Origin of the sequence: Prevotella denticola (genome assembly GCF_900454835.1) — a bacterium.
GTDB classification, from domain to species: domain Bacteria; phylum Bacteroidota; class Bacteroidia; order Bacteroidales; family Bacteroidaceae; genus Prevotella; species Prevotella denticola.
Genome location: NZ_UGTM01000001.1, coordinates 1,383,312 through 1,396,057, shown reverse-complemented (window position 1 = coordinate 1,396,057; position 12,746 = coordinate 1,383,312). Strand labels below are relative to the sequence as shown.

The window sequence follows — 12,746 nt, the reverse complement described above, 5'->3', positions numbered from 1 at the left end:
GTTGACAATATCCATATCGACGACAGACCGGCGTGGAATTTTTAGGATATGGCTTAGACAGGGTACAGGCCCTGACGATGTTTCCTGTCATTTCCGTCACGCTTCTCTCAAATTTAAAATGTTTATATACAGAATGTTGGAGAGAAATGTTAAAATGACAGCAGACAAAATAAAAACTTATATTGCGATAAATGCTAATTTCTTGAAAAGTTCTGTAGTGACATGAAAGGCACATACAAGGGATGGGTTTTCGCATTTCAGACAGATTTTATCACTCTGTTTCCGAGATGGAGGTTTTTTTGCTCATTGTCTTCCTTGGATAGAAAATTATGTTGTCAAATAGCATCTTGCAGTCGTAAGTAGACTGTCAGCAAAGAACTTACCACAGTCCGGTATCTATCATATCCGGACTGTGGTAAGTTCGTTTTTACATATTGCTGTTTTATCGGATCAATTGCTGCAATGAGTAAAAACTGAAAGGACAATGCGTATGAAGCCCGGCTACAGCGACCGGTAAAAGGCTTCGTACTGCTTGGCCACCTTGATGTGGTCGTGGTGTTTGCGGACATAGGCGTAGCTCTGACGGCGCAGCCGGGGGATGAGGTCAAGATGGGTGACGAGCCGGGTAAGCTCGGCAACACAGCTCTCGTAGGTCGGCAGGACGTTGATGATAGGGCGGAGCGTGGTCTCGTGGAGGATTTCGTAGTTCTCCGGTTCTCCGCCACCGATACAGATGATGCCGTGTGCCATGGCCTCCAGAGGGTTCATAGACGGTGTGTAACTGTAAAGCTGGTCCATGATGGCATCAGAGCCGAGCATCGTGCGTACGTATTCGGCGAAAGGCAGTCCGCTTGCGACGGTGAGGTCGAGGCGGTCGGGGTACTGCTGCTTGACGGCTTCGGCTGCCCGCAGCATGATGTCCGTCCCCTTGTAAGCCGAACGGTTCTTGCTGATTCCGATAAAGAGGTTCAGCTTCTCCGGCGTTTCATCAGCGATGACCGGTGCTTCTCCTACGATGATGGGGAAAGGGATAAAGATTGTCTTCGCCGGAAAACACAGTTTGTAACATCGCCAGTACTCGTAGAGTCCCGTCACGATTCCGTCACATTGCTCTGCCATCAGTCGGTTCAGACGTTCTTTGTCCGTACCCATCCAATCCTCTCTCTCGGCTATTGCCTCCTTGTTCTGACGCAGTTCATTGCCGATGTTGAAGTCGCTGTAACGCAGGGGCATCGCCGTTGAGCAGGTGTGTACCCAGTAGTAATCCATTCCGAAACCACACAGCACGGCCTTCCTGTTATGCCTCTTCAGATAACGGAAGAGCGGGAAGAGGTGTTCCGCCTTCAGTTCAAAGAACAAAGGATTGATGAACTGCACGACATCATAGCCTCGCAGACGGGGCAGCAGGGCGTAAATCTTTGCCAGCAAAAGCATACCGCCGATCTTCCCCGGCCGTCTGGTGACATCAATGTCACGTGGGTAATTCTTCCAGAAATCCCCATTTGACACGACCGTCACCGTATGCCCCAGCTTGCGGAGTCCATGTGCCAGCGTATTGTGTACGTTACTGTATTCGCCTAAGAGAAGGATTTTCATGCGTCTCGGTTCAAAATCCACGGTTATAATGGGTGTTTCTTTATCCTCAATGCCATCATCAGCATCTTGCGCCCCAAGGCGGAGTTCGTCATCTTCCTGAAGTACCTGTATTTGGCCGTATAGCCCTTGTCGGGCAGGGGGAAGAGCCTGCGCCGCGCCAGACGTTGCAGTACGTGGTTGAGGTGGGTCTCGTCATGCGTCAGTAGCATCACGTTGTATATAAGGTCCATTGTCAGCTGGGCGATACGCCGATCCATAGCAATACGTTCCTTGACAGGGAGATAGTCCGCCCTTTCCTTCAGGCGGCAGATTACCTGCTCGGCATCCGACAGACGGCGCATCTTCCATCGTCTGTCAGTACGGTGGGTGATGGAGCCGTGGCGTGTACGGTAATGATAGGCTTTCGCTTCGGTGGCATACAGGCTTTCCGCCCGCAGCATCAGCTGCGGCGTGAACTCCTCGTCTTCGTGCAGCGTACCCTCCGTGAAGCGCAGGCCGTACAGGATGGCTCTCCCGAAGAGATAGCAGCATACGCTGCCGTGCAGGTTGTGGTGGGTCATGTATTCCGTTCCGCCCACTGGGCCTTCCGCCTCGGACAGAGGAACAGACTTTTCGGCACTTGTCGCACGGAAGAGCACCATGTCGGCTTCCTTGTACCTGATAATGTCGAGGCACTGTTCGTAGGTGTTTGTCAGCAGGAAGTCGTCGGCATCGACAAACTGGATGAACCTGCCTTCGGCCAGTTCCATGCCTCTGTTGCGTGCCCGGCTCAGTCCCCGGTTGGGCTGGCGAACATAGATGATGTTGTCTGTGAGTGTGATCAGCTCGTTGATGGGAGAGAGGTCCGAGCCGTCGTCCACGATGATGATCTGCCGTTCCGATTCGTTCAGACTTAATGCCAGAATGCTTCTGAGGCATTCTTTCAGCATGGCAATGGGTTCGTTGCAGTAAGTGACGATGAAACTTACGAGCGGCTTCTTTTCCTTATTCTGTGTATAAACCGGTTGAGTTGGCATAAGCGTTTTAATCCTATTAAGTGGAGAACAAAGAGTTTCAGGGTTCCTTTATAGGGCAGGACAGGGAGGACGGGGGCAGCGTGTGTTGCCTCGTAGACATCCATCTGTATGTTGAGCAGTGCCTGGTAATAGTCCCGTGTCAGCCTGCCCCATAGATGTAGGTGTGTGAGATGCGCTTCCAGCAGGTCGGTCAGCTCCTTTCCCCCGGCCTGTGCCGTGATTCCCCTGTCGTTGTGACAGTAGTAATACCGTCCTACGGAGGTCGTCGCCACCACCTTGGCACGCTGCAGCAGGAAAGGATAGGTGTATGCGTCCTCAAATGCCTTGCCCTCGGGGAAGTGTATGTCAGCAAAGAGCTCACGGCGGTACAGCTTGTTGCAGGCATACGTGTGGAGGTGACCTCCGCAGAGCCAGTAGTCACGGATGGAACCGACTACGGCGTCAGGGAAAGTCAGCAGATGCTGCTTGGCAGGACATCCGTAATGCAGCATGACGGGATATTCAAGGATGTCATAGGCAGGATGTTCTGCAAGTACGGCCAGCAAGGCCGTATAAGTACCTTTGGCAACAAGGTCGTCCGAGTCGGCAAAGGTGATGTACTCTCCTGTCGCCGCTTCTATTCCTGCGTTTCTTGCTGCAGAGAGTCCCTTGTTGGCCTGGCGGATAAACCGGCAGTCAGTCCTCCCAGCTGTCATCTGCTCCGCAATCTGTCCCGAGGTATCCGTCGATCCGTCGTCAACGATGATCACTTCCATCCTGTCGTCCATCTGTCCCAGTACACTCCCCAGACAGCGTCTGAGTGTATCTTCAACGTTATAGATGGGGATGATGATGGACAGTTTCATGCAATCATTGTTTGATGCAAATATAATAAAAAACTTTTATATCCGTTAGATAATACGATGAAAAAAGACACCCATACGGATGGTTATCTGCATATTCTGAAGTACATCAGCCTCTTTGGCGGTGTGCAGGGCCTCAACGTGCTGATAGGTGTCGTCCGCAACAAGTTCGTGGCCATATTGCTTGGGCCGCAGGGAGTCGGTCTTATCTCGCTGTTCAACTCCACGACAAAGCTCATCGGCGACTCCACCAACTTTGGCCTTCCGATGAGTGCCGTGCGCAATATATCAGAGGACTACGACCGGCAAGACAAGGAAAAACTGACGGAGGATATCGCCCTTGTCCGTTCGTGGAGCCTGCTCACAGCCCTGCTGGGTCTGCTGGTCTGCATCGTGTTCAGTCCTCTGCTCAGCAGATACACCTTCTCCTGGGATGGGCATACGCTGCACTTCATCTTTCTTTCTCCCTGTGTGTCACTGGCTGCTTTGAGCGGCGGCGAGCTTGCCATCCTCAAGGGTGTACGCCGTCTTCGTTCGCTGGCCTCCGTCTCAGTGTATAACGTGCTTGGTGCATTGGTCCTGACCGTTCCGCTTTATTATCTCTTCGGCAATGCAGCCATCGTCCCCTCTCTGGTCTTGATGGCATTGGTGCAGATGGTTCTCACAGCCATGGTCTCTTGCCGACTTTATCCTTTCCGTGTCTCTTTCCGCAGGCCGTTTCTGGTCAAAGGGTGGGGTATGATCCGTCTGGGAACGGCATTTGTCCTTGCCGGTATCCTCGGGTCGGGTGCGGACTTCATTATTAGGAGTTACCTTAACAATGTGGCGGACATTGAGGCGGTCGGCTTCTACAATGCCGCTTTCATGATGACAATGGTCTGTTCTGGGATGGTTTTTTCAGCCATGGAGACCGATTATTTTCCTCGGCTGTCAGGTGCAAGCAGCCTGAATTTTACCTTTAACCAGATTGTCAACCGCCAGATAGAAGTCACACTCCTGCTCATCTCCCCCCTTCTGACGCTCTTTCTGTTGTTCCTGCCCCAGCTGACAGTCTCCCTTTATTCCGGCAAATTCCTGCCCGCCCTCAGTATGGCACAGGTGCTGGTCCTTGCCATGTACGTACGGGCAATACGTCTGCCGGTAGAGTATATCCCTTTGGCGAAAGGCGACTCGCGCTCTTACCTGCTTCTGGAGTCTTTGTATGATGTGTGCCTTGCCGCACTGGTAATAGTCGGCTTCAGGCAATGGGGTGTTTTCGGTGCCGGTGTCGGTGTGGCTGCGGCAGGAATCTTCAGTTTTGTTTTTGTTTATGTCTATGCTCGTTTCCATTATGGTTACCGGCAGTCTTCTTCTGTGTTGCGCTGTGCCGCTGTCCAGCTGTCAATCGGTTTCTTTGTGTTCCTTTGTGTCCGCTCTGACTGCGGTTGGTTGCGGTGGGGGCTTGCTGCCGCACTGTGTGTCGTAAGCATGATGGTTTCCTTTCGTGTGCTGAAGTCGAAGACTGGGCTGTGGAATGTCTTGATAAGTAGATTGAAGAATAAGTTTATCCGTCATGCCAAAGATTAGTGTGCTCGTTGCCGTCTATAACACAGCGGAATACCTTCCTCAGTGCCTTGATTCGCTGTTGAACCAGACGCTGAAAGACGTTGAGGTGGTCTGCGTTGATGATGCCTCGACGGATGACTCTCTGGATATCCTGCATCAGTATGCGGCCCGGGACACACGTCTCAGGGTGATAGCACTGGATGAGAACCGGGGACAGGCTCATGCGAGGAATATCGGACTGTCTTGTGCAACGGGAGATTACATCGGCTTTGTAGACAGTGACGACTGGCTGGGGCCGGATGCGCTGGAAAGGGTATGCGAGGCTTTCTGCCAGACAGAGGTCGACTGTGTGTTGTTCCGTCTGTTTTGCGTCTATGCGGATGGGCATCAGGAGGAGTATTCCATGCCTCATTTCAATATGATGAATGGCGAGGAAGCCTTCCGGCAGAGCCTGACCTGGGGAATTCACGGTTGTTACGTTGTGCGCAGTACCCTCCACAAAGCGCATCCCTACGATGAGTCGCAAAGGGTATACAGTGATGACAACACTACGAGAATCCATTATTACTATTCACGTAAGGTGGCCCTTTGCGACGGCGTTTATTATTATCGGCAGCAGGCTGTGTCGGTCACGCATCAGGCAAGTGTCCACCGCTTCGATTTCCTTCTGGCCAACGAGAGTATGCGGCGCCAGCTCGTCGATATAGGTGCGTCGGATGACGACCTGCATTGTTATGAAACGGTACGGTGGCTCAATCTGGTCGGAGTCTATCTCTTCTATTATCTTCACCGCAGGGAACTCTCCGCAGCAGACCGCCGGAAGGGGAGGAAAATCATGCGTCATGTCTGGCAGACTGTCAACCTGAAACAGGTGCAGCCCTCTCTTAAACGTAAATTCGGCTATATGCCTCTGCGCTGTTCATGGCTGCTCTTCCGCCTGCAGGAAGAACTGTACTTCCTGCTCCGTGGTTTTGCCGGGCGCAATAAGGAGACTGTTTAATCGTGATGAGCACCTGTGTTCTTTTGCAGGCTGGCTCTCAATTCTGTTGTCCCGGTGTCTGGTACTCCTGTTCCCGATACCTGGTACTCCTGTTCCCAGTACCTGGTACTCCAGTTCCCGGCATCCGGTACTCTTGTTCTCAATTGTCAATCCGGCACTTTCCATTCCTCTCCATCTTCAGAACCGAAAGTGTGTTCCTACAGTTTAGCTACGCATGAACTTCTGGCGCAGCCTCATATCCCCATATTACGCCTTATTATATAGGCGGGACTGTATGTAGCCAGATTTCTGTCCGGGGAGGCACATTCCTACGCAATCAAAAGTGTCTTGTCCTGAATCCACATTGAGTCAGAATTTGTAGGTTGCTGTCACTGCTGTCATGTAATGGGGTGTTGCAAGTGGCTTGTAAAGTGGCATTTGTGCGAAGTGTTAATAATGACAGCAACTGAAAACAGAAATAAAACAGAGGATGTGGTTCATCAACACGTCTGTCCGTAGGGCATTCCACAATAGAATCGTTTTTTTTGAGAAGTAAAACAAGTCTGTCCCAATCATGAAAAATAGTTGGGTGTCTCTCTTCCGCTGAATATTCGCCCGTCCCCGACTATCGGATATCCTGCCAGATACGAATAAAAACGATATAAAATTGCACGTTTTCTTGTAAATGTGCACAAATATTAAATAATTTAGAAATAAATCGTAATATTATTTGGAGGTATTGAGGAAAAATTAATATATTTGTAATCGAAATCTTTCATAGGTTTAAAAACTTTTTTTATTAATTAAACCCGTCAGATATGAGTAAAAGATTTACCAAACTAATTGCAGCTTTTGCCGCGACAATGACAATGCTGCCTGCATCCGCGCAAGTGATGCCAGAAAACCAAGTGCCTCTTACTCCTTCCAGGATTTTGCCTGGACAGAAGACGGCTCAACAGAAGGTTGATCCGCTGAAGGCTTTCCCGACACTGTTGGCGAAGACGCTGCCACGAGACGTCAAATCGCCGTTCAGCAGTCCGACGATTGCCATCCGCCCTGCGGATCTGAAGAACCTGGTGACGGTCAATCCTGGGTCAGTCCTAAAACCCAGTTGCAAACCTACTTCTCTTAAGCACACAATTTCATAAGCCTATATAAAAAGAAAGGAATATCTGTGACTCCTCTGAACTGTGCCCTGAATGCCTTAACCTTGGCATTGAATGACTCAGCATTTGCATTTGTTGCTCTGTTTACAAAGAAATTGAGTATGGTTTGATAATGATTTTCAAACGTGTCAATCACCGTGTAGAAATTGTCCACTCCCAGCTCTTCAACCTCATTGAACCATTTAGCCAGCTTCAGTCTTGCAGCATCCTTGATGCTCTTGATGTTATAAATATCGGTAAGTTTCATAGCCAGATCATATGCCTTTTTCAGTGTAGGATAATGTTCAAAGATGATTTCCGCCCTGGCTTTCTGTGCTTCAGTCCACTTGGTCCTGTGCTTGGTCAATATGAACTTTGCCCTGGCGAGCAACTGCTTACGCGTGTCACCATTGCTGTATCTAAATGGTATATATTCCTTTCCCTCACTTTTAGCTTCTTTTATCTCCTCATTCTCTTTATCCCTTGCCATCCACCGGTAAGCGATACGCATGTCATCCAGAGCATCATAATACAGTTTCTGCACATGAAACCTGTCATTGGTAATGAGTGCTTTGGGAAAAACGGCACGGGCTATGCGCATCATCGAAGATGACAAATCAAGTGTTATCTCTTTGACAGTCTTTCGTTTGGACAGGTCTATCTTCTTGACAACCTGAATAACGTCCTCTGCCTTGGTCCCTTTAACCACAGCCACTAAAGTTCCATTTCTGCCCTTTCCCGCCTTGTTGGTCAGAAAAGTATAGACCTCGCCACTGCTTAGACAGGTCTCATCAATACTTAGACTCTCACCTATGTTATTTTCAAACAATAGCCAGTCTTGAGCATGATCCAACTGATCCCAGCTGCGGTAGTCACTGAAATGTTCCTTGTACTGTGTGGATAACTGCTTGCCATTTACGCCATAGTGCGCACCGATGCTTGCGATGCTCTCTGCAGTGGACTCAATTCTATTCTTTTAAAAAAGAAACGAACTCGGGGGATAGTTTACTGCCCTCAGCCGTCAAGTCATCATATGAATAAGTAAATATCTCTCCGTTGGAACTGTCACGCCACTTGCGTCGGCGAACATGGAGGTAGACGGCTTTGCCACGAAGAGGAAAGTCCTGAATTACACGCTCGCTGGTAAAACCATAACTGCTTACAGTGCCTAACTTATGGTCTGACTTTTCCATAAAGTTACGCTCGTCAAGCCAAAAGTCAAACTGGGAAACACCCTCTTGAATATCGACAACATCAAAGTAGTCGGCAAGTACATCTGGAAAGATGCAACGTAATAGTTGGTCACTCTTCATGATGCAAAGGTAATAAATACTTATGAAATTATGCGCTTAAGAGAAGTAGGTTTGCAACTGGGGTTTAGGACTGACCCTCAATCCTGACCTGACCATGTGGGGAAATCTCCTCACCAACAGTTTCATGGGCATGTATTCGTTCCACCCGGTGGCAAACCTCAATTTCGAACTGCTCTCCGACTACAAGAAAGGCTATTTCAATGGCGGAAGCGGAATGATAGACGGAGTGCTTCACGGCATATACCTCGATACGAGTTATGCTCCTTATGGTATTCTCCTGCTCTCGCATTATGCATTCGACACAGAGACCTGGCAGTTGGAAGAACAGCCCAAGAGCGTCAGAGACTACAGTCTGATCGCTACTGAAACGGCTACTGACCCGACGACGGGAGAGGTGTTCGGAGAATTCTACACCGCCGACCTGAAGAATTTTGAGTGGGGTGTCATAGACTACACCACCTTGACGCGTACCACCATCGCTCCTGCCCAGCACACCTATGTGGCACTGGGTATTGCCAATGACGGTTTCGCCTATGGTGTCAGCAAGGAAGGTGACTTCTACCAGATTGACCGTTCGACAGGTGCTGAAACGAAGAAGGGCTCTACCGGTGTAGAGATTGCCGATGCCAAGGGACAGTACTACACCCAGAGCGGCGAGTTCGACGTACGGACCAACGAGTTCTTCTGGGCTTCGACCGACAAGGACGGAAAGTTCCAGCTCTATACGGTCGACTTGGGCGACGGACACGTGACACCGGTCGGCAGCTATACGGAGCCGGCGATGCTCGTGGCACTCAACTTCCCGGCAGTGGCGACAGCCAACGGAGCACCAGCAGCAGCCAGCGACCTCAAGGCCGACTTCGCCAACGGTGCGCTCAGCGGCAAGGTTTCGTTCAAGGCTCCTGACAAGAAGTACGACGGCAGCAGCCTGACCGGTAACGTCTCGTACAAGGTGTTCGCCAACGGTAAAGAAGTAGCGAACGGAACGGCTGAAGCTGGAAAGAAGGTTGAGGCCAATGTGACGGTCAGCGAAGGAGTCGTTAATTTCATCGTCTTCTGCAGCAATGATGCCGGTAAGGGTCCTCGTGTCAAACTGACGACCTATGTCGGTTATGATGTGCCCGATATCGTCAAAGATCTGACAATGGGCCTTGACGAAACAACAGGTAAGGCAACCGTGACCTGGGAAGCTCCGACGGAAGGTCTGCACAACGGATACATGGGTCCTCTCACCTATGATGTCTTCCGCAACGTAGGTGAAGAAAGTACGAAGGTGGCCGAGAGTATCTCTGCAACTTCTTTCAGCGAAGTAGTCCCGAAGGGTAAGCTGTCGGCTTATTCCTATTCCGTACAGGCCATTAACGGGTCGAAGCGGAGTGCAATTGCGACAAGCGAAGGAAAGATCTTCGGTAATGCACTCGAAGTGCCGTTCTTCGATGATTTCCCGACTGCCGCAAGCTTCAAGCTCTACACGGTTCTCGACGTGAATAAGGACAAGAGCACATGGGGCTGGAACAGTTCCAAGGGTGGTTCTTGCGTATATCGTTACAACAAGAAGAACGCTGCCGATGACTGGCTGATTTCACCACCGATTCAGATGAAGCAGGGCAAGGCCTATAATGTATCGTTCAAGGCTGCTGCCGGACTGGGCAATTTCCCAGAACGTCTGGAGGTGAAGTGGGGTAATGCCAATACGGTTGCCGCAATGGCAAATGAGATACTCCCGTCAACGGATCTTACAAGTTCCAAGTATCAGGAATTTACCAAGCGGATAGAACCGGCTGCGGACGGGAACTACTACATTGGTTTCCATGCCATTTCTGATCCTGACAGATTCAGAATCGTCCTCGACTCCCTCTCTGTGGAAGTTGCTGCTGATGCGAAGGCACCGGCCATGGTGGACAATCTGACAGCAACTGCCGATCCGACGGCTGCGCTGAAGGCTACGCTGAAGTTCAATGCACCGACCAAGGCCATTGACGGTTCTGCTCTCTCTGACCTCACGAAGATTGTTGTCAGCAGCGGTGAGCGTGTCGTGAAGACCATCACGGCTCCGGCGCCAGGTTCGGCACTGCAGATTGTCGACGATGCCGCCGTAAACGGTAACAATACCTATACGGTTATTGCTTACAATGCTCACGACTTCGGCTCGAAGGCATCTGTCAATGTTTATGTAGGGCAGGATGTCCCGGCGTTGGGCAAGATCAAGACAACCGACCAGACAACGACTGTCAAGCTCGACTGGGATGTTCCGACAGGTGTACACAAGGGCATCATTCTCCCGGCAGAGGTTACCTATAATATCCATAGCGTTACGGATGACGGCAAGTTGGGCGACAAGATCGCTGATGTCAAAGGCTCGACCGGATATACCGTCAAAGGCCTGAATACCAACGAAGGCAAGCAGAAGTACCAGCACTGGGCTGTCAATGCCGTGAACGTAGCAGGTACGAGTGCATGGGCAGCCGGCGCACTCATTGTCGGTACGCCTTATACGCTACCATTCCACAACAGTTTCAAGGATGGCACCGTTGAGGACAAATTCGTCGGTCTTGAACGTTCCGGCACTAATACTGCATGGACTCTCACCAACGATGTTTCGTCCGACGATGACAACGGTTCGTTGATTTTCCGTCCGTCACGGCCGGGTGTATCGACCATTGTCATGGGTAAGACGAGCCTGCGTGGTGCAGCGAACCCGAGACTCATCTTCGACTATCGTGGCGATGGAGCGCCCAAGGCGAAGGTGGAAATGCGTTTCCAGAAGAAGAACGGAGAAGTGACGGAAGCTGTATGGACCAATACGGGAGCTGTCAACGATGGTAAGTGGAAGAATCACATTGTGAATATCCCTGCCGAACTGGCCAATGAGGATTACGTCCTGCTGCGTGTTGTCGGTACTGCCGATGAGGTTTCTGACGATGCCGTATATGTTGACAACATCAACATTGCCGACCCGTATCAGAAAGATGCAGGTGTGGAACTGACCGCACCCGAAAGCCTCAAGAAAGGACAGACAGCCAAGTTCAGTGTGAAGGTGACCAACCTCGGTCTCGACAAGGTTGAGAAAGCCAAGGTTGCCCTTACGGTCAACAATAAGGTTGTCAAGGAGGAAACCCTCGGAAAGAGTCTTTCTTTCATGCAGAACAACGTACTCTCTGTTGATTACAAGACGACCAGTCTGGACGCTTCAGACAAGCTCAGCGTGAAGGCGACAGTCACCTTGGACGGCGATCTCGAACCAGACAACAATGAGGCGACCGCCGATGTCAGTCTTGAGACACCAGATGTCAAGGCCCCGCAGAACCTCCGTGGAGAGAAGAGCGGGTCGGCTACTGCTGTGAAGTTGGCTTGGGATGCACCGGCAACGACGATAACCAGTGTTACAGACGACTTCGAGAGTTATGAGGCATGGGGTACCAGCTTCGGCGACTGGACAACGGTTGACAACGACCATGGACGTGCAGGAAGTCTCACCCAAGGCACACAGTATCAGCATCAGGGCGAGGAGTTCGCATTCCTCAACTGGCAGCCGTCTGACCTGTTCAAGTCAGGACAGGGACTTGATCCGCATTCCGGCACCAGGGCTGCTGTAGCAATATATCAGGTTGATGAGTCTGGCAAGAATTTCGTTGATGCCAACAACTGGCTCATCAGTCCGCAGCTTTCTGGCAAGGCGCAGACCGTCAGCTTCTGGGTCAATAATCTCAAGGCTACGGACGGCAGCGGAGCAGAGAGCTTCGACGTACTGTCTTCAACAAGCGGTAGTGATCCTGACAGCTTCGTGAAGATTGGCGACACGCACGTACAGGATGCTGCTCAATGGACGGAAGTAAGTGTTGACGTACCCGAGGGGACCAAGTACTTTGCCATCCATCATATCACAAGCAAGGACAAGGCATTCATCTTCATGATTGACGATGCGAAGTTCGAGGCTGGTTCAGGACCAGTTTCCTACAACATCTATCGTGACGGTGAGTTGATCGGAAGCACCAGTAAACTTGTCAGCGACGACCTCAAGGCTCCGGACAACAAGGAGCACAAGTACTGTGTGACGGCTGTCTATGCCGACGGTTCAGAGTCTGCACCTGCGGAAATCAGTGTGGCAACAGCCGTCCAGCGCATCAATGCTGACGGCGAGACGGTTTACGATGTCTACACCATCGACGGCAAGCAGATAATGAAGGGTGCCAAGAGCCTGCGTTCGTTGGCAAAGGGCGTCTATATCATCAATGGCCAGAAGACCGTTATCAAGTGATGAATAAGCACCGATTCTTATTAGAGAATTGACTACAAACGGAGTCAGGACC

9 protein-coding genes are annotated in these 12,746 nt (G+C 50.8%); 4 read left to right on the top strand and 5 right to left on the bottom strand.

What is annotated here, in order from left to right; all coding sequences use genetic code 11:
* Positions 1 to 501: 501 nt before the first annotated feature.
* The 3 genes from DYH27_RS05865 to DYH27_RS05855 are packed head-to-tail and all read right to left on the bottom strand — an operon-like array spanning position 502 to position 3,457.
* A complete protein-coding gene (locus DYH27_RS05865) occupies positions 502 to 1,596 on the bottom strand; it encodes a glycosyltransferase family protein (RefSeq protein ID WP_029216645.1) in 1,095 nt (364 codons plus the stop codon).
* Between the two features lie 23 nt (positions 1,597 to 1,619).
* A complete protein-coding gene (locus DYH27_RS05860; RefSeq protein ID WP_036860737.1) occupies positions 1,620 to 2,612 on the bottom strand; it encodes a glycosyltransferase family 2 protein in 993 nt (330 codons plus the stop codon).
* Positions 2,561 to 3,457, bottom strand: a complete 897-nt coding sequence (locus tag DYH27_RS05855) for a glycosyltransferase family 2 protein (protein ID WP_025068324.1) — start codon at positions 3,455 to 3,457, stop codon at positions 2,561 to 2,563. The genes DYH27_RS05860 and DYH27_RS05855 overlap by 52 nt, the downstream gene beginning before the upstream one ends.
* Positions 3,458 to 3,514: 57 nt before the next feature.
* On the opposite strand from DYH27_RS05855, the gene DYH27_RS05850 reads away from it, so the two are divergent.
* The 3 genes from DYH27_RS05850 (at position 3,515) to DYH27_RS05840 (ending at position 7,126) form a co-directional block, all read left to right on the top strand.
* Positions 3,515 to 5,020 carry an oligosaccharide flippase family protein gene (locus DYH27_RS05850; protein WP_025068325.1) on the top strand — a complete coding sequence of 502 codons (1,506 nt, stop codon included), beginning with the start codon at positions 3,515 to 3,517 and terminating at the stop codon, positions 5,018 to 5,020.
* Entirely contained in the window at positions 5,007 to 5,999 is a 993-nt protein-coding gene (locus DYH27_RS05845; protein WP_025068326.1) for a glycosyltransferase family 2 protein, read from the top strand. Before DYH27_RS05850 ends, DYH27_RS05845 begins: the two co-directional genes overlap by 14 nt.
* A gap of 797 nt (positions 6,000 to 6,796) precedes the next feature.
* Positions 6,797 to 7,126, top strand: coding sequence for a hypothetical protein (locus DYH27_RS05840; protein ID WP_029216644.1), 330 nt, complete (start codon positions 6,797 to 6,799; stop codon positions 7,124 to 7,126).
* Here DYH27_RS05840 and DYH27_RS05835 read toward each other — a convergent pair.
* Positions 7,107 to 8,090, bottom strand: coding sequence for an ISAon1 family transposase (locus tag DYH27_RS05835; RefSeq protein WP_455430468.1), 984 nt, complete (start codon positions 8,088 to 8,090; stop codon positions 7,107 to 7,109). The two genes, DYH27_RS05840 and DYH27_RS05835, sit on opposite strands and share 20 nt — an antisense overlap.
* Position 8,091: 1 nt before the next feature.
* Positions 8,092 to 8,436 carry an ISAon1 family transposase N-terminal region protein gene (locus tag DYH27_RS05825; RefSeq protein ID WP_025068505.1) on the bottom strand — a complete coding sequence of 115 codons (345 nt, stop codon included), beginning with the start codon at positions 8,434 to 8,436 and terminating at the stop codon, positions 8,092 to 8,094.
* 94 nt (positions 8,437 to 8,530) lie between these two features.
* Here DYH27_RS05825 and DYH27_RS05820 point away from each other — a divergent pair, with 94 nt between their 5' ends.
* Positions 8,531 to 12,694: a choice-of-anchor J domain-containing protein gene (locus DYH27_RS05820; protein ID WP_029216499.1), complete on the top strand. Its 4,164-nt coding sequence runs from the start codon at positions 8,531 to 8,533 to the stop codon at positions 12,692 to 12,694.
* Positions 12,695 to 12,746: the final 52 nt, after the last annotated feature.